At 68.1% G+C, this 17,422-nt stretch carries 15 protein-coding genes; 1 reads left to right on the plus strand and 14 read right to left on the minus strand.

The features are described from left to right. Genes A5773_RS17285 through A5773_RS17295 form a run of 3 tightly spaced genes read right to left on the minus strand, consistent with a single transcriptional unit; the run spans position 1 to position 2,843 of the window. Positions 1–480: a hypothetical protein gene (locus tag A5773_RS17285; protein WP_067791746.1), complete on the minus strand. Its 480-nt coding sequence runs from the start codon at positions 478–480 to the stop codon at positions 1–3. Positions 481–513: 33 nt separating this feature from the next. Further along, the gene (gene ppk2 / locus A5773_RS17290; RefSeq protein ID WP_066956222.1) at positions 514–1,380 is read right to left on the minus strand and encodes a polyphosphate kinase 2; all 867 of its coding nucleotides are present in this window, start codon (positions 1,378–1,380) and stop codon (positions 514–516) included. Positions 1,381–1,421: 41 nt separating this feature from the next. After that, on the minus strand, positions 1,422–2,843 hold the full coding sequence (locus A5773_RS17295) for a wax ester/triacylglycerol synthase family O-acyltransferase (protein WP_067791747.1): 1,422 nt from the start codon (positions 2,841–2,843) through the stop codon (positions 1,422–1,424). Between the two features lie 183 nt (positions 2,844–3,026). Between A5773_RS17295 and A5773_RS17300 the strand changes: the two genes are divergently transcribed. Continuing rightward, complete coding sequence (locus A5773_RS17300; RefSeq protein WP_067791750.1) at positions 3,027–3,575, plus strand: Rv3235 family protein; 549 nt, start codon at positions 3,027–3,029, stop codon at positions 3,573–3,575. An 8-nt stretch (positions 3,576–3,583) separates the two neighbouring features. Here the strand turns inward: A5773_RS17300 and A5773_RS17305 are convergent, their stop codons facing one another. From A5773_RS17305 to ahcY, 11 genes are all read right to left on the minus strand, one after another. After that, positions 3,584–4,741 carry a cation:proton antiporter gene (locus tag A5773_RS17305; protein WP_067791752.1) on the minus strand — a complete coding sequence of 386 codons (1,158 nt, stop codon included), beginning with the start codon at positions 4,739–4,741 and terminating at the stop codon, positions 3,584–3,586. A 4-nt stretch (positions 4,742–4,745) separates the two neighbouring features. Continuing rightward, positions 4,746–5,228: a cation:proton antiporter regulatory subunit gene (locus tag A5773_RS17310; RefSeq protein WP_066956234.1), complete on the minus strand. Its 483-nt coding sequence runs from the start codon at positions 5,226–5,228 to the stop codon at positions 4,746–4,748. 69 nt (positions 5,229–5,297) lie between these two features. Further along, positions 5,298–6,053 (minus strand): methanethiol S-methyltransferase, encoded by a 756-nt coding sequence (gene mddA / locus A5773_RS17315; RefSeq protein WP_066956237.1) that lies wholly within the window; start codon positions 6,051–6,053, stop codon positions 5,298–5,300. Between the two features lie 208 nt (positions 6,054–6,261). After that, positions 6,262–9,084, minus strand: a complete 2,823-nt coding sequence (secA, locus tag A5773_RS17320; protein WP_067791754.1) for a preprotein translocase subunit SecA — start codon at positions 9,082–9,084, stop codon at positions 6,262–6,264. A 136-nt stretch (positions 9,085–9,220) separates the two neighbouring features. After that, a complete protein-coding gene (gene hpf / locus A5773_RS17325; protein ID WP_066956243.1) occupies positions 9,221–9,889 on the minus strand; it encodes a ribosome hibernation-promoting factor, HPF/YfiA family in 669 nt (222 codons plus the stop codon). A 324-nt stretch (positions 9,890–10,213) separates the two neighbouring features. Continuing rightward, a complete protein-coding gene (locus A5773_RS17330) occupies positions 10,214–10,846 on the minus strand; it encodes a ComF family protein (protein WP_067791756.1) in 633 nt (210 codons plus the stop codon). Positions 10,847–10,888: 42 nt separating this feature from the next. Beyond that, positions 10,889–12,646 (minus strand): MtrAB system accessory lipoprotein LpqB, encoded by a 1,758-nt coding sequence (gene lpqB, locus A5773_RS17335; RefSeq protein WP_197505439.1) that lies wholly within the window; start codon positions 12,644–12,646, stop codon positions 10,889–10,891. Next, positions 12,646–14,331: an MtrAB system histidine kinase MtrB gene (mtrB, locus tag A5773_RS17340; RefSeq protein ID WP_082948281.1), complete on the minus strand. Its 1,686-nt coding sequence runs from the start codon at positions 14,329–14,331 to the stop codon at positions 12,646–12,648. The genes lpqB and mtrB overlap by 1 nt, the downstream gene beginning before the upstream one ends. A 49-nt stretch (positions 14,332–14,380) precedes the next feature. After that, on the minus strand, positions 14,381–15,067 hold the full coding sequence (gene mtrA / locus A5773_RS17345; RefSeq protein WP_046187325.1) for a two-component system response regulator MtrA: 687 nt from the start codon (positions 15,065–15,067) through the stop codon (positions 14,381–14,383). A gap of 80 nt (positions 15,068–15,147) precedes the next feature. Further along, complete coding sequence (locus tag A5773_RS17350; protein ID WP_066956253.1) at positions 15,148–15,837, minus strand: dTMP kinase; 690 nt, start codon at positions 15,835–15,837, stop codon at positions 15,148–15,150. A gap of 93 nt (positions 15,838–15,930) precedes the next feature. Continuing rightward, a complete protein-coding gene (gene ahcY, locus A5773_RS17355) occupies positions 15,931–17,403 on the minus strand; it encodes an adenosylhomocysteinase (RefSeq protein ID WP_066956256.1) in 1,473 nt (490 codons plus the stop codon). Positions 17,404–17,422: the final 19 nt, after the last annotated feature.

Here is a 17,422-nt window from a genome sequence, read left to right on the forward strand (position 1 = left end):
CTACAGCAGCTCGAGCAGGAACGGCAGCTCCTGGTTGGCGTACCACGCCAAGTCGTGGTCTTGCGCGTCGCCGACGATCAGTTCGGCGTCCTCGTCGCCGAGGTCGGCGGCGTCGATGGCCTCAATCGCCTTCTTCACGGCTGGCTCGGCATCCGCGTTGTCGACGTACGCGGCGATCACGTCCTCCAGCGCGACGGGCCCGGCGAGTCTCACCACCGCGTCGTCGAGATCGGGACGGCAGCTGACGTCGCCGACCTCGGCGACCAGCACCGCGCGCCGCGGCGGCAGGGATCCGGCCGCCCCTTCGGGTTCGGTGTCGGCCAGCAGCCGCAGCGACGCCAGCGCCGCCTCGCGCAGGGCGACCTCGGCGAGTTCGTCGTCGTCGCCCTCGGCGTACGCCTCGCGCAACGTCGGAGTCAGGGCGAACGCGGTGCCGTTGACGGGCCGCAACGAGCCGTCGGCGACGAGCCCCTGCAACATGGCCAGCGTGGCCGGAATGTAGACCTGGATGGCTCAGTCCCCGATCAGCGTGGCCACGTAGTCGTCGACATACGTCGCCAGGTCGCGCGGCGGGCGCCGGTAACTCACGGCAGGGAGCGGAAGTTTCGGCAGTTTGATCTTCGGCCGCTCCACTTCGTGGTAGTCGATCGTGGACAACAAATGGGCCATCATGTTCAGCCGCGCGTGCTTCTTGATATCCGATTCCACCACATACCAAGGGCTGAACGAGGTATCGGTGTGCACCATCATCTCGTCCTTGGCCCGCGAATATTCTTCCCATCGGTAGACCGATTGCAGGTCCATGGTGGACAGTTTCCATTGCCGCACAGGGTCATTCAGCCGCGCCCTGAACCGGCGCAGCTGTTCGGCCTCGGAAACCGAGAACCAATACTTGCGGAGCAGGATCCCCTCATCGATCAGCAACTGCTCGAAGATGGGCGTCTGCCGCAAGAACAACACGTACTCCTGCGGCGTGCAGAATCCCATCACCTTCTCGACACCGGCGCGGTTGTACCACGACCGATCGAACAGCACGATCTCCCCTTTGGCGGGCAAATGGGCGATATAGCGCTGGTAGTACCACTGTCCGCGCTCCCGCTCCGTCGGCGCGGGCAGTGCCGCGATGCGGACGGCCCGTGGGTTCAGGTATTCGGTGATCCGCTTGATGGTTCCGCCCTTACCCGCTCCGTCGCGGCCTTCAAAGATGACCACTACGCGGGCGCCGGTGTTCCGCACCCACTCCTGCAACGTGACGAATTCGGTTTGCAGGCGGAACAATTCAGCTCGATATACCTCGTCGGGGACCTTCCGCACAGGCGGCGAAGCCGATTTCTTTGTGTGCGCCTTCGCAGACTCGCCGTCTTTGGTCCCGATGCTCATATCAACGGATGATAGTTCCAGGCAGCAAGGTTCACCTCCGACTACGGGCGGGAAGCTTCCAGCAATTCCTCGAGCGCTTGGTTCAACAGGCCCGGCAGCAGGTCGACGTCGCTCATCGCTTCGCGGTCGGCATTGATGCCGAAGTACAGCATGCCGTTATACGACGTCACGCTGATGGCCAGCGCCTGGTTGTGCAACAGCGGTGGGACGGCGTAGGTCTCCAGCAACTTGGTGCCGGCGATGTACATCTGCGACTGTGCCCCGGGCGCGTTGGTGATCAGCAGGTTGAACGTCCGCCTGGAAAAGCTGGGGAAGCTGGTGGCCACCCGAATACCCATGGCGTGCAGCGTGGGTGGCGCAAATCCCGACAGCGTGACGATGGTCCTGGCGTCCACCAGGCGCGCGGCCGTCGGGTTCGATTCGGTGGCATGCGCGATCTGCGACAGCCGCACCACCGCGTTCGGCTCCCCCACCGGCAGGTCGACCAGAAACGGCGTCACCTGGCTGATGGCCTGACCGGGGCCGGTCGCATCGAGCTGACCGTCGGCGTAGATGGGCAGCGGCGCCATGGCCCGCACCGTCGCGGTCGCCGACACAGCCACCCCGCGTGACATCAGCCAGCTGCCCAGGGCGCCGGCGATCACCGCGAGCACCACGTCGTTGACGTCGCAGTCGTACCGGGCGCGCACGGTGCGGTAGTCGTCGAGGTTGCCGCATGCGACCGTGAAGCGCCGGTGGCGCGACACGGTGGCATTGAGCGGGCTGCTGGGTGCGGTGCCGCGCGCCACGGTGCGCGCGAAATCGAGGACCCGGCGGCCGGCGGCGAGCAGTTCGCCATGGTTGGTCGCCAGGCCGCCGATGGCCGAACCGACGGCCTGCAGCTGGGTGCCCGGCCCCACGAACCAGTCGCCGATGGCCCCGAAGATCAGCCGCGCGCCACCCGGGTCGCGTTCCGGCACCCAAATGTCTTCGGGGAAGGACGGCGGGCGCTTGGTGCGATCGGCGATGACGTGGTTGATCTCGAGCGCCGTCATGCCGTTGATGAGGGCTTGATGCGACTTGGTGTAGAGGGCGACGCGGTTCTTGGACAGGCCCTCGACCAGATACATCTCCCACAGCGGCCGCGACTTGTCCAGCGGCCGGGCGGCCAGCCGGGCGATCAGCTCGTGCAGTTGTTCGTCGCTGCCCGGGGAGGGCAGGGCGGAGCGCCGGACGTGATAGGTGATGTCGAAGTCGCCGTCGTCGACCCAGACGGGCCGGGCCGATCCCACCCGCACCTCCCGGACCCTTTGCCGATAGCGCGGAATTTGCGGCAGCCGCCGCTCGATGGTGGCCAGCAGCGTCTCGTAGCTCAATCCGGCGCGCGGTCGGCGCAGGATCGACAGTGATCCGACGTACATCGGGGTGGCCGTGTTTTCCAGCCGAAAAAACGCCGCGTCCGATGGGGACAGCCGGGTCACCATAGGGCGCAGTCCTCCTCACCGAATCATTGCCCTGTTGCTGAAGGAGATGTTGCGCCCACGGTAATCGTCCGGCGGGGCAGCGTCCGAGCGCGGGTACGCGCGGGCCCGAGTTGTGCCATGATGACCACTGCCTGCCACTCTCCAGCGGGCTCCCGGTTCGACCGAAGAGTTGGAGAGTGCGCGTTGAACATCAGTCCTGTCGCGGGTCCACCCGGCGCGTTCGCCGTCCTACCCGTCGTCGACTACGAGCCCCCGGCACAAGACGTACCACGAAGCGTCGCTTCCTGCCTGTCGTCGTCGCGCGCACCGTTGCGCAGGCGCAGCGCCCACCCACCGCATCGCCCCTGCCCGCCCGGCAGGCAGCCGGCCGAAGAGCCGCGCACCGCGACATCGGGGCCGACGCGGCAGGCCGCGATATTCGCCGACGCGGCGCTGCGCCGGGTGCTGGAGGTCATCGACCGCCGCCGCCCCGCCGCCCAGCTGCGCCCGTTGCTGACGCCAAGCCTGGTGGATTCCGTCGTCTCGATGGGCCAGGCGGTCGCCGGTCAGCAGGGCGCGGCGGTGCTTCGGCGGCTGCGCCTGCAGCCGGCCGGTCGGGACCCCGAGGCCGCGGCCGAGGTTTCCGGCTCGTATAGCCGCGGCAACCGGATCCACGCCATCGCCTGCCGCATCGAGCGGGTGTCCGCCGGCGCCGGCGCGCGCTGGCTGGTGGTGGCCTTGCACATCGGTTGATCGCGAGGTCAGTGCGGGGCCCCGGCAGTCGGTACCAGCGGGCCGCCCGTGTAGCGGGTCAGCACCGGCCCGACGATCGCCATGATGAACACGTACGCCGTCGCCAGCGCGGCGACCGCGGGGATCGACGTGCCCGCCAAGCCGATGATGATCAGCGAGAACTCTCCCCTGGCGACCAGCGCGGTGCCCGCGCGCAGTTGCCCGCGCCGCGCGACTCCGTCGCGCCGGGCGGCGAAGATCCCGGTGGCCACCTTGGTCGCCGCGGTCACCGCGGCGAGGATCAGCGCCGCGGGAAGCATCGGGATCAGCGCGTGCGGATCGACCGAGAAGCCGATAGCAAGGAAGAAGATGGCGGCGAACAGATCCCGCAGCGGCCCCAGCACCCGGCGCGCTCGGTCCGCCGTTTCCCCGGTCAGCGTCAGCCCCACCAGGAACGCGCCGACCGCGGCCGACGCATGCAGGGATTCGGCCAGCGCCGCCACGATCAACGTGATGCCCAGCACCCGCAGCAGCAGCTGTTCGGAGTCGGGGTGCTCGACCAGCCGGCCGACATGGTGGCCCCAGCGGTAGGACGCGGCGAACGCCGCCAACAGCGCGGCCACCGCCACCACCATGCCGACGACGGCGTGCAACCAGCCGCCCTCGGATGCCAGGACGGCGAACAGCGGCAGGTAGGCCGCCATCGCGAAGTCCTCGAGGACCAGCACGGAGAGCACCGCCGGCGTCTCCCGGTTACCGAGCCGGTGCAAGTCCTCCAGCAGCCGCGCGATGACACCCGAGGAGGAGATGTAGGTGACGCCGGCCAGGCACAGGATTGCCACGCCGTCCAATCCCAGCAGCCAGCCGGCGATCGCGCCGGGCGCCGCGTTGAGGACGATGTCGACCCCCGCCGACGGCAGGTGGTGGCGCAGGCTGGCGGCGAACTCGGCCGCGGAGAATTCCAGGCCCAGGGTGAGCAGGAGCAGCACGACGCCGATGGGCGCGCTCGTGGTGATGAACTGGCCGCCGGCATCCAGCGGCAGAATCCCGCCCTTACCCAGCGACAGGCCCGCCAGCAGGTACACCGGGATCGGAGACAAGGCGAATCGGCGTGCGATGGCGCCCACTACGGCCAGCGTGGCCAGGAGGGCGCCGAGTTGTAACAGCAGCGCCCACGAAACCTGCACCGGCTCAGCCCTTGTCGATGATCTGTTCGACGCCGGCGATGCCGTCCTGGGTGCCGATGACGATCAAAACATCTCGGGCATAGAGCATTTCGGCCGGACCCGGCGAGGCGAGCACTTCCTCGTTACGCACGATCGCGACGATGGAGGCGCCGGTGCGGGTGCGGGCGTGGGTGTCGCCCAAGGGATGGCCCACAAAGGGGCTATCGGCCAGGATGTGGACCTGCCCCGTCTCGAGTCCGGGTATTTCGCGGGCCAGCTCGGTGAACCGCTCCGCGATGCGCGGTGCCCCCAGGATCTGGGCCACCGCCTCGGCCTCTTCGTCACTGAGGTGCAGGAGCGGCCGGGCCTCGTCCGGGTCCTCCCGGGCATAGACGACGACCTCGAAATCGCCGCTCCGCCGCGCAATGATGCCGATGCGGTCGCCTTTGTGATCAGTGAATTCGTAGCGAAGGCCGACGCCCGGCAGCAGCACCTCCTTGACATCCATCCGTCAATCCTGACAGGTCGGCCGCAGGCGCCGCACCCGATCGCCGAGCTGCTAACGAATTACAAAGATTCAGCCCTGCCGGGCAATGCTCGTGGCCTGGCGGCGCGGAATCGGCAGCAGCATCGACACCTCGCGGCGGTACTCGCGGTACGGGTGGCCGAGAGACGCGACCAGGTCACGCTCTTCGAGCTGCGTGGCGATCAGGATGTAGGTCGTCATGCCGATCGAGAACAGCAGGTGCCCCGCCGTCATGGCCGGCGCCGCCCAGAACGCGATGAGCATCCCGAGCATCAGGGGGTGACGCACCACGCGGTAGAGCAGTCGTACGCGGAATTCCACGCTGGTGTAAGGCTTTTGGCGCGACGCCAGATATACCTGCCGGAGCCCGAACAAATCGAAATGGTTGATCAGGAACGTCGCCAGCAGCGCAATCGCCCAGCCGAGCCAGAACAGCGCCCACAGCACCGCGCGGGCCGCCGGCATCCGCACATCCCAGATGACCGTTGGCATCGTTCGCCACTGCCAGTACAGCAGGGCCAGCACCACACTCGACAGCAGCACGTAGGTGCTGCGCTCGATCGACGAAGGCACAAACCGCGCCCACCATCGCTTGAACGCGGGCCGGGCCATCACGCTGTGCTGGACGCCGAACAAGACGACCAACGCCACGTTGATCGGTATCGCCGCGGCGACGGGCGCCGCGAGCCCATGGTCGACGCTTCGGGGCACCACGAGGTTGCCCACGAAACCAATGAGATACAGAAAGGCCGCGAGGAAGAGCAGGTACGCCGCGGCGCCGTAACCAAGCGTCAAGTATCGCTTCATGGGGTTAAGTGTCCGCCGGCCAGGCACGTTCGGATATAGGTCGTTTGCCTCATCTTCGGCGAGCCGGGCCCTAGGCATTTTTGACTAGTCCGTTGCGCAGCGCGTACGTGCTGGGGCCTCAAATTTTCCGGCACCCGCCGAGCGTGAAGCCAGCCGCACACTCGGCGCCGAACGTGAAGCCAGCCGCACACTCGCGAAAAGGTGGGGGCTAGCGCCGTTTCACCGATTTGGGCGGCTTGGCGCCGCGGCCCTGCCGGCGGGCGGCTTCCCGCCGCTCGCGCCGGCTCGCCCCGCCGGGAACCCCGGCCGGGGCCTTCCCGTCGCCACCGTTGCGCTGCACCTGCGCCGAGCCGTCCTCCGACGGGCCGGAGTAGGTCATGGCCGGCGCCTCGTTGTCAATGCCCTTGGCGCGCAACTGAGTTGGGGGCTCTTCCCGCGCGGGCGGGGCGGCCTCGCCCTGGTCTGCGGCGGTTGCGAGATCCTTGAGCCCCTCGGGCGTTTCCACCGGCGCGACCTGCGGGGACGGCACCGCCTCGACGGTGACGTTGAACAGGAAGCCGACCGACTCCTCTTTCATGCCGTCGAGCATTGCCATGAACATGTCGTAGCCCTCGCGCTGGTACTCCACCAGCGGGTCGCGCTGCGCCATCGCGCGCAGCCCGATGCCCTCCTTGAGGTAGTCCATCTCGTAGAGGTGCTCGCGCCACTTGCGGTCGATGACGTTGAGCAGCACGTTGCGCTCCAGCTGCCGCATCGCGCCCTCGCCCGCGAGCTCTTCGAGCTCGGCTTCCCTTGTGGCATAAGCACGTTCGGCGTCTTTGAGCAGCTCGTCGAGCAACTCCTCGCGGGTGAGGTCGTCGCGCTCGGAGTCACCGTCCAGGCGCATCAACGTCTCGTGCTCGATGCCGACCGGGTACAGCGTCTTGAGCGCCGTCCACAACGCCTCCAGGTCCCAATCCTCGGCGTAGCCCTCGGCCGTCGCGCCGTTGACGTACGCGGTGACCACGTCGCGGACCATGCCCAGCGCCTGATCCTTGACGTTCTCGCCTTCCAGGATGCGGCGACGCTCGGCGTAGATGACCTTCCGCTGCTGGTTCATCACCTCGTCGTACTTGAGGACGTTCTTTCTGACCTCGAAGTTCTGCTGCTCGACCTGCGTCTGCGCGCTCTTGATCGCCCGGGTGACCATCTTGGCCTCGATCGGCACGTCGTCGGGCAGGTTCAGCCGGTTCAGCATCGCCTCCAGCGCGGCTCCGTTGAACCGGCGCATGAGCTCGTCGCCCAGCGACAGGTAGAAGCGCGACTCACCCGGGTCACCCTGCCGGCCGGAGCGGCCGCGCAGCTGGTTGTCGATGCGTCGCGACTCGTGACGCTCGGTGCCCAGCACGTACAGACCGCCAGCCTCGACCACCTCGGCGGCCTCCTTGCCGGCCTCCTCCTTGACCAGCGGCAGCTCCTCGTGCCAGGCCGCCTCGTACTCGTCGGGCGTCTCGACCGGATCGAGGCCACGCTCGCGCAGCCGCAGGTCGGTGAGGAAGTCGACGTTGCCGCCCAGCACGATGTCGGTGCCTCGGCCGGCCATGTTGGTGGCCACCGTGACCCCGCCGCGGCGGCCCGCCACGGCGATGATGGTCGCCTCCTGCTCGTGGTATTTGGCGTTGAGCACGTTGTGCGGGACGCGGCGCTTCTGGAACTGCCGCGACAGGTATTCCGAGCGCTCGACGCTGGTGGTACCGATCAGGACGGGCTGGCCCTTCTCGTAACGCTCGGCGACGTCGTCGACCACCGCGATGTACTTGGCTTCCTCGGTCTTGTAGATGAGGTCGGAGCAGTCGGTGCGGACCATCGGCTTGTTTGTCGGGATGGGCACCACGCCCAGCTTGTAGATCTCGTGCAGCTCGGCCGCCTCGGTCTGGGCGGTACCGGTCATGCCGGCGAGCTTGTCGTAGAGCCGGAAGTAGTTCTGCAGCGTGATGGTGGCCAGCGTCTGGTTCTCGGCCTTGATCTCGACGTGCTCCTTGGCCTCGATCGCCTGGTGCATGCCCTCGTTGTAGCGGCGGCCATAGAGCACGCGGCCGGTGAACTCGTCGACGATGAGCACCTCGCCGTCGCGGACGATGTAGTCCTTGTCGCGGTTGAACAGCTCCTTGGCCTTCAGCGCATTGTTGAGGTAACTGACCAGCGGTGAGTTGGCGGCCTCGTAAAGGTTGTCGATGCCGAGCTGGTCCTCGACGAACTCGACGCCCAGCTCGTGCACGCCGACGGTGCGTTTGCGCAGGTCCACCTCGTAGTGGACGTCCTTTTCCATCAGCGGCGCCAGCCGGGCGAACTCGAGATACCAGTTGGAGGCCCCGTCGGCGGGCCCGGAGATGATCAGCGGGGTGCGGGCCTCGTCGATCAGGATGGAGTCGACCTCGTCGACGATGGCGAAGTTGTGCCCGCGCTGCACCAGGTCGTCGAGCGAGTGCGCCATGTTGTCGCGCAGGTAGTCGAAGCCGAACTCGTTGTTGGTGCCGTAGGTGATGTCGGCGGCGTAGGCCACGCGGCGCTCGTCCGGCGTCATCTGGGCGAGAATCACGCCGACGTCCAGGCCGAGGAAGCGGTGCACACGGCCCATCCACTCGCTGTCGCGTTTGGCCAGGTAGTCGTTGACCGTGACGACGTGCACGCCCTTGCCGCCGATCCCGTTGAGGTAGGCCGGCAACACCGAGGTCAGGGTCTTGCCCTCACCGGTCTTCATCTCGGCGACGTTGCCGAAGTGCAGCGCCGCGGCGCCCATCACCTGGACGTCGAACGGGCGCTGGTCGAGCACCCGCCAGGCCGCCTCGCGGGCCACCGCGAACGCCTCGGGCAGCAGGTCGTCGAGGCTTTCACCGTCGGCGTGCCGCTTCTTGAACTCGTCGGTCTTGGCCCGCAGCTCCGCGTCGGTCAGCTTTTCGACCTCGTCGGACAAGGTGTTGACGTAGTCAGACACCCGCTTGAGACGCTTGAGCATGCGACCTTCGCCAAGGCGCAGCAACTTCGACAGCACAGCTATGTCCCCTGTTGGTAGGAGTCTCTTCTCTTAAGCGACTCCCATGGTAGGTGACAACCCCCCAAAGGCCGTCGTAGCGGCGATCGCAAGCGCGGCACCGCCGGGCGCTGCGGGCCGCCGCCCGAAGGCCCCGTCAGGAAAGCCTGATCAGCCCGTAGTCGTAGGCGTGCCGGCGGTAGACCACGCACGGCCGTTCGGTCTGCTTGTCGTGGAACAAGAAGAAGTCGTGCCCGACGAGCTCCATCTCGTAGAGCGCGTCGTCGACCGTCATCGGCGTGGCCGGGTGCTCCTTTGTCCGCACGATCCGCCCTGGCTCGTGGCCGGCGTCGGCGCCGTCATGGTCGACGGCTGGCTCCGGCATGCGTTCCTGCCGCGGCGGCGGGACGACCGCCGTGGCGGCGGCCAGCGACACCGGCGTCTTGTCGCCGTAGTGGACCTTGCGGCGGTCCTTGACGCGACGCAGCCGGTTCTCCAGTTTGTCCACCGCGGACTCGAACGCCGCATAGAAGCTGTCGGCGCAGGCCTCCGCCCGGCTGACCGGCCCGCGGCCGCGGGCGGTGATCTCCACGCGTTGACACGATTTGCGCTGGCGCCGGTTCGGCGCGTGTTTGAGCTCGACATCGAAGAGATAGATGGAGCGATCGAACCGCTCGAGGCGGGCAAGTTTCTGGGAGACGTACAGCCGGTAGTGGTCGGGAATTTCTACATTGCGGCCCTTGAAAACGACTTCGGCAGTGGTCGTCGGTTGAGGTTGGCCGTCGGTTTGCGTCGGCGGTTGGTCGAGAATCTGACCGGAATCCACGGATAGCCTTGACATACGTGACAACTCGTTTCTCTTTCACGTCGCACGCGCCCTGCGTGCCCGGCTTGCTAACGACGCGCCGACGAGGTGGGAGAGCGGTCCTTAGGAGAAGTCACCGCCGCAGAGTGCTCGCCGATGCAAGGTGTCGAATACTCACCCCTTCCCGCGAGTGGGGGTCTCAACTTTGGGAATGTCGCGACCAGTGAGGCAGACCAGTGAGTTGGTTAACGTTGTTCTCGACGTTAGCTCTTGTTCGCCTCGCCATGCCACTAATTTCGCTGAGCTGTTGCGAGTTCTTCACATCCGCTTGGCGACCGCACAGCCTCACGCGACAGCGACCGCCAACACGGCGGTCGCCCGGACGCCCGCGGCGTCCAGCACTCGCACCGACTCGCGGGCCGTCGCCCCGGTGGTGACGATGTCGTCGACGATCAAAACCTCGGTTCGCGGCGGTGTTCCGCGCAGCACCACCCGCCCCGTGACATTGCGCTCGCGGGCGGTGATGCCCAGGCCCACCGAGTCGCGAACCAGGGCCCGCATCCGCAATGCCGGGGTGACGGCGATGCCCGGGTGGCGGCCCACCGCGGTGCGCGCCAGCCGGGTGACCGGGTCGCCGCCGCGCCGGCGCGCCGCCGAACGACGCGTCAGCGCCGGCACGACGGTCAGCGGGGTCTCGACGATTCCCCACGACAGCAGCCGGTGCACGCCGGTGGCCAGCGCGACCGCCAACGGCCCGACGAGATCGACGCGGCCCTGCTCCTTGAGGGCCAGGATCGCTTGCCGGCGCGCGCCGGCGTAGCGCCCGAGGGCGAACACCGGCACCTGCGGGTCGATCCGGGGGTTCACCACGTGCGGTTGGTCGGCGGCCACCGACAGCTCCCGCGCGCACGCGTCACACCATCGGGCCGACGGCGCCCCGCAGCCGCCGCACTGCAGCGGCAGGATGAGGTCGAGCATGGGGCCAGTGTCGCGGGCGGGACCGACAAGGCCTTGGCCGTCTCAGCCCGGCAGCACCGGCGCCGCGCCGAACAACGTCAAACCCGGCACCTCCGACCAGCCCTGCTGGCTTTCGGCCGCCGAGGCCGAATACTGCAGCACCCCTTGGGGTGCGCCGACGTAGACCGTGGACGGGTTGGCCGCGACCGTGATCACCGGCATCTGCAGACCCCGGGCGGGCGCGTCCGAGTTCACCCCGTCGAGGTTGACGTACGACACCGGATGGCTGGCGTCGGTCCGGGTCACCACGATGTCGTCGCCGGTTCGCCAGGACAGCGACACCACCGAGTTGCCCAGCCCGAAGCCGAGCCGCCGCGGGTAGGTCAGCGCGTACTGGCCGGCCTGCGTCTGCTCGACGCTGGCCAGGATCACCTGGCCGCCGATCACCATCGCGGCGCGCGTGCTGTCGCGGGACAGCTGCAGGTCGGTGATCGGCCCCGGGAACCGGGTGGACACCGCGACGGAATCGACCGGGATGCGGGCGGGTTGCCCCGACGCCGGCTCCTGGATCGCGCGCAGCACGTTGTTGCCGTCCACCACCACCCAGACCGCGTCGTCCAACGACCAACTCGGCCGCGACAGGCTGTGCCCGTCGGCGGACTGGACCGCTTCGCCGCCGAGGTCACCGATCCACAGCGACGCCGCCTCGTCCGGGGCGCCGCGGTGCAGCGTGACGACGGACGCCACCTGCCGCCCGCTGCGCGACAGTGCGGCCCCGGTCTGATCCCCCATCCGCCCGAAGGCCCCCGGCACGTTGCTGATGCGCTGTCCGTCCAGGCCGACCAGCGAGCCGTTCACCAGGGCATGCAGCCCGGCGCCCGCGCCGTCCGCCACGCCCGGGTCGGTGGCGGCGACGTCGGAGGTCGTCCACCCCTCGGCGAACCGGTCGTCCAGCGGCGCACCGTCGGCGTTGATGACGTAGGGACCCCGGATATCGGCCCTGGCGAGCGTCCAAATGATCTGCGCGGCAAGCAGTTGCCGGCTGTGCGGATCGGTGGTGGACAGCTTCTCCAGATCGATGCGCGCGCCGCCGTAGCCGCGCCCGATCCCGTTCTTGCCGCCGTCGGCGCGGGTCACCGGTCCGCGCAGCCGGAGCGGTGGGGCGAGCAGGTTGCGGACCGTGTGAGCCATCTCCGGCCGCGGCCCCGCGATCATCTTGGACACCAGCTCGGTGGCCAACTGATCGTGGTCGGCGACCGCGACGTAGCGCGGATCGGGGACCACGGTCTTGCCGGTGGGGTCGGCGAAGTACAGGGTGTTGCGCTTGTAGGTGGACTGAAACTGCTGCCAGTCCAGGAAGACCCCGTTGGGCAGGCGGTCGATCCGCCACCCGCCCGAGGTCTTGACCAACTCGATCGGGCCCGGGTCGGGCAGTACCCCCTCGGCGGTTTCGAACACCCCCATGTCCGACAGCGATCCCAGGATGTCCGCCCGCATGGTCGCCGAAACACGTTCGGCGGCACGGGTTTCCACGAACACCACGTGGTCGATCAGCAGCGCGCTACCGGCGTCGTCCCACGCGTTGGACGCCGACTGGGTGAGGAATTGCCGGGCCGCCAGATGCCGGTTCGCGGGATCGGCTGTGGCCTTGAGGAATTCGCGCAGCAACACATCGGGGTCCATGCCCGGCGTCGGCTTGGGCAGATTCGACGGGGCCGGCCGTTCGACGGTGCCGATGGCTTGAGGCGCCGACGAGCTGGGCACCCCCGCGCAGCCGCCCAGCAGCAGCGCCACCAGCAACAACCCGAGCAGGCGCCGCATCACCCGCTCCTCTCGGCGTGTTCACGTTGGCGCGAGCGGTCTTTCGCGGTTGGCGGGCCCGCCGGATTCGCGCCGGCGGTCGGCGGAATGGGCTTCATGGGCAGCGGGCTGGTGGTGACCTTGTGGCCGCGAACCAGCGGAAGTGTGAGCCGGAAGCACGAGCCCTCGCCCGGCTCGCCCCAGGCCTCCAGCCGGCCCTGGTGCAGGCGCGCATCCTCCACGCTGATCGCGAGGCCAAGGCCGGTGCCGCCGGACCGGCGCACCCGCGACGGGTCGGCGCGCCAGAACCGGCTGAACACCAGCTTCTCCTCGCCGGGCCGCAGCCCCACCCCGTAGTCGCGGACGGTGACGGCGACGGTGTCCTCGTCGGCGCCCATCCGGATCTGCACGGGCTTGTGTTCGGCGTGGTCGATGGCGTTGGCGATCAGGTTGCGCAGGATCCGCTCCACCCGCCGGGTGTCGACCTCGGCGATCACCTCCTGGTCGGGCAGGTCGACGAGCAGCTCGATGCCGGCCTCTTCGGCCAGGTGGCCCACGTTGCTCAGCGCGCTTTGCACGGTGATGCGCAGATCCACTGCCTCGACGGACAACTCGGCCACACCCGCGTCGTGCCGGGAGATTTCCAGCAGGTCGTTGAGCAGCGACTCGAACCGGTCCAGCTCGTTCACCATCAGCTCGGTGGACCGCGCCAGCGTGGGGTCGAGGTCGGCGCTGTGGTCATAGATGAGGTCGGCGGCCATCCGCACGGTGGTCAGCGGGGTGCGCAGTTCGTGGCTGACGTCGGAGGTGAACCGGCGCTGCAGGTTGCCGAACTCCTCGAGTTGGGTGATCTGGCGCGACAGGCTCTCGGCCATGTCGTTGAACGACACCGCCAGCCGGGCCATGTCGTCTTCGCCGCGCACCGGCATCCGTTCGGACAGGTGCCCCTCGGCGAAGCGTTCGGCGATCCGCGACGCCGACCGCACCGGCACCACCACCTGGCGCGAGACCAGCAGCGCGATCCCGGCGAGCAGCACCAGCAGGACGGCGCCGCCGGTGATCATGGTGCCGCGCACCAGCGTGATGGTGGCCTGCTCGTTCTTCAACGGGAAGATCAGGTACAGCTCCAAGTTGGCAACCTGGGACGACGCGGGCGTGCCCATGACCAGCGCCGGACCGGAAAAGCCGTCGGTGTGCACGGTGGCGTACTGGTACGACGCCTGCCCGGCCTTGACGAAGCCGCGCAGGGAATTCGGCACCTGGTCGACGGGCCCGGCCGTGGTCGCCGCGCGCGGCCCGTCGCCCGGCACGATCAGCACCGCGTCGAACGCTCCGGCCAACCCGGCGCCCGACGCGGGGTCGGTCTTGGAAGTCAACGTGTTGCGGGCCAGCTGCAGGCTGCTGTCCAGCGAGCGCGTCTCCTCGCCGCTAACGATCCCGCCGACGGTGGTGCGCGCGCGCTCGATCTGTTCGATGCCGGCCTTGACTTTGACGTCGAGAACCCGGTTGGTGACCTGGCTGGTCAACACGAAGCCGAGCGCCAGGATCACCGCCAGGGACAACCCGAGCGTCAGCGCCACGACACGCAGCTGCAACGACCGGCGCCACGCAACGGCAACGGCTCGACTCACCGCACCCACGCCGCGAGTCATGGGGCCGGAGCGCCCCCAACGGCTCCGAGTGCGTCGCCGGGAGCCCCAGATCAATGACGGCGCTCCTCAGCATCGCTCCGTTCTGCATCGTCTCCGATGCGGATCACGGAGGTCCGGCCTTGTAACCCACTCCTCGAACGGTCAATACCACGGTCGGGTTCTCAGGGTCTTTCTCAACCTTGGCCCGCAGACGCTGGACATGCACGTTCACCAAGCGGGTGTCCGCTGGGTGACGGTAGCCCCACACCTGTTCGAGCAGCACATCACGAGTAAACACCTGCCGCGGTTTGCGCGCCAACGCGACCAGCAGGTCGAATTCCAGCGGCGTGAGGGAAATCTGCTCGCCGTTGCGGGTCACCTTGTGCGCCGGCACGTCGATCTCGACGTCGGCGATGGACAGCATCTCGGCCGGCTCGTCGTCATTGCGCCGCAGCCGCGCGCGCACCCGGGCCACCAGCTCCTTGGGCTTGAACGGCTTCATGATGTAGTCGTCGGCGCCCGACTCGAGGCCGAGGACCACGTCGACGGTGTCGGTCTTGGCGGTGAGCATCACGATCGGCACGCCCGAATCGGAGCGCAGCACGCGACAGACGTCGATGCCGTTCATGCCCGGCAGCATCAGGTCCAACAACACCAGATCGGGGCGCAGTTCGCGCACCGCAGTCAGGGCCTGGGTGCCGTCACCGATGACCGCGGTGTCGAAACCCTCCCCACGCAACACGATGGTGAGCATCTCGGCGAGCGAAGCGTCGTCATCGACGACTAAGATCCTTTGCCTCATGGAGTCCATGGTGTCACCAGATCAGGACAAACCCGGCGCGCCACACGGGTGTTTCTTGCGCCGAGCCGCAAAAATGGATGCAAATTCGGTCAAATTCCGGTGCTCGACGCCCCCGGCGTGCCCTCCCGGGCGGTTGCGGGGACCTCTTTGGCGCCGATGAGGGTCGCGGCCAGCCGGTCCGGATCGACCTGCGCGTCGGCGACCAGCCAGGGTCCGCCCCAGCCCGCGGCGGCCAGCTCGGCGTAGACCGCGCCCGTGCGCAGCTGCAGTTCGTGGTCGCGTTCGTAGCTGTCGCGCGCCCGGCCAGGGTCGGACTCCGCCCGGCTGCGGGCGCGCTGCCCGGCCAGCTCGGCCGGCACCGCCAGCAGCACCTGCCAGTCGGGGGCGGGCAGCCCGAGCCGCCGGTACTCCAGCTCGAGCACCCAGGCGGCCGCCGCCCCGCCCGCGTCCTCGTGCAGGCGCGCGGCGCTGTAGGCCGCGTTGGATGCGACGTAGCGATCCATGATGACCACGTCGTGGTCGCGGCGCAGGGCCTCGATGTCCTCCACGGCGCCCGCCCGGTCGAGGGCGAACAGCAACGCCATCGCATATACCGATGACGCGAGATCACCGTGCTGGCCGTGCAGGGCCTCGGCCGCGACGTCGGCGGTGACCGATTTCCCGTAGCGCGGGAACGCCACGATCGCCACCGACTTCCCAGCCGCCTCGAAGGCTCTGCGAAGTCCGTCGGACAGCGTCCGCTTGCCCGCGCCGTCGACCCCTTCGATCGCGATCAGCACGGCGCCGAGCCTATCGGGCCGACGAGCGTGAAGTTACTTTCACACTCGGTGCCGAACGTGAAACTAGTTTCACGTTCGGCAGAGCGACCCGGCTCAGTAGCGGTAGTGGTCGGCCTTGTAGGGGCCGTCAACGTCGACGCCGATGTACTCGGCCTGCTCCTTGGTGAGCTTGGTCAGCTTGCCGCCGAGCGCCTCGACGTGGATGCGGGCCACCTTCTCGTCGAGGTGCTTGGGCAGCCGGTAGACCTCGTTGTCGTATTCGTCGTTCTTGGTCCACAGCTCGATCTGGGCGATCACCTGGTTGGAGAAGCTGTTGCTCATCACAAACGACGGGTGGCCGGTGGCGTTACCCAGGTTCAGCAGCCGCCCCTCGGACAGCAGGATGATCGACTTGCCGCTGTCCTTGAACGTCCACACGTCGACCTGCGGCCGGATGTTCGTCTTGGTCGCGCCCGAGCGCTCCAGTTGGGCGACCTGGATCTCGTTGTCGAAGTGCCCGATGTTGCCCAGCACCGCATAGTCTTTCATCGCCTTCATGTGCTCGAGGGTGATGATGTCCTTGTTACCGGTGGCGGTGATGACGATGTCCGCCTGGCCGATCGCGTCCTCGACCGTCTCGACGTCGTAGCCCTCCATCAGGGCCTGCAGGGCGTTGATCGGGTCGATCTCGGTGACGACGACGCGCGCCCCCTGGCCCTTGACCGACTCGGCGCAGCCCTTGCCCACGTCGCCGTAGCCGCAGACCAGCACCTTCTTGCCGCCGATGAGCACGTCGGTGCCGCGGTTGATCCCGTCGATCAGGGAGTGCCGGCAGCCGTACTTGTTGTCGAACTTGGACTTGGTCACCGAGTCGTTGACGTTGATCGCCGGGAACGCCAGGTCACCGGCCGCGGCGAACTGGTACAGGCGCAGCACGCCGGTGGTGGTCTCCTCGGTGACACCCTTGACCGACTCGGAGATCTTGGTCCACTTGTCCTTGTCGGTCTCGAAGCGCTTGCGCAGCAGCTCCAGGAAGACCTTCCACTCGGTGGGGTCGTCGTCCTCCGCCGGGGGCACCACGCCGGCCTTCTCGTACTGCGCGCCGCGCAGCACCAGCATGGTGGCGTCGCCGCCGTCGTCGAGGATCATGTTGGCCGGCTCGTCCGGCCAGGTGAGCATCTGCTCGGCCGCCCACCAGTACTCCTCCAGCGTCTCGCCCTTCCAGGCGAACACCGGGACGCCCTTGGGCTCCTCGGGTGTGCCGTGCGGGCCGACGACCACCGCGGCGGCGGCGTGGTCCTGGGTGGAGAAGATGTTGCACGACGCCCACCGGACCTGCGCGCCCAGCGAGACGAGGGTCTCGATGAGGACCGCGGTCTGCACGGTCATGTGCAGCGAGCCCGAGACCCGCGCCCCCTTGAGCGGTTGCACTTCGGCGTACTCGCGGCGCAGCGACATCAGACCCGGCATCTCCTGCTCGGAGAGCTCGATGTCCCGGCGACCATAGTCCGCCAACGACAGGTCGGCGACCTTGAAATCGATGCCGTTGCGGACGTCGGCGGTCAGCGAACTTTCGGTCGTCGTCATAAATCTCATTCCTTCTGCG

The sequence above is a fragment of the Mycobacterium sp. 852014-52450_SCH5900713 genome (assembly GCF_001667075.1).
GTDB lineage: Bacteria > Actinomycetota > Actinomycetes > Mycobacteriales > Mycobacteriaceae > Mycobacterium.